The sequence below is a fragment of the Salipaludibacillus sp. CF4.18 genome, assembly GCF_051262595.1.
In the GTDB taxonomy this organism is placed as follows: domain Bacteria; phylum Bacillota; class Bacilli; order Bacillales; family Salisediminibacteriaceae; genus Salipaludibacillus; species Salipaludibacillus neizhouensis.
Genome location: NZ_JBIMEV010000174.1, coordinates 1 through 375, shown reverse-complemented (window position 1 = coordinate 375; position 375 = coordinate 1). Strand labels below are relative to the sequence as shown.

General features: G+C 42.1%; 1 protein-coding gene. It reads right to left on the bottom strand.

Annotation, left to right across the window (positions count from 1 at the left end; genetic code table 11):
- Nucleotides 1-375, bottom strand: a 375-nt coding sequence (locus ACHABW_RS26030) for a phosphoenolpyruvate carboxykinase (ATP) (RefSeq protein ID WP_435759949.1), incomplete at both ends; no start/stop codon positions are given.

The window sequence follows — 375 nt, the reverse complement described above, 5'->3', positions numbered from 1 at the left end:
AATGTAATCGCATCAAAGATTTGAGGTTCCTTCTCGCGAGATAGGTTCACGCATTTTGCGTAGCAGCCGCCTTCAATATTAAACACACCGTTATCAGACCAGCCATGCTCGTCATCACCGATTAACTTGCGGTTTGGATCTGCAGATAGCGTTGTCTTTCCTGTACCCGATAAGCCGAAGAACAATGCCGTATCGCCTTCTTTAGATACGTTTGCAGAACAGTGCATAGGTAGAATGTCTTGTTCTGGCAACAAGTAGTTCATAATAGAGAAAATGGATTTCTTCATTTCACCTGCATACTCAGTACCGCCGATTAGAATAACACGCTTTTCAAAAGAAACGATGATGAACGTTTCAGAATTTGTACCGTCAATA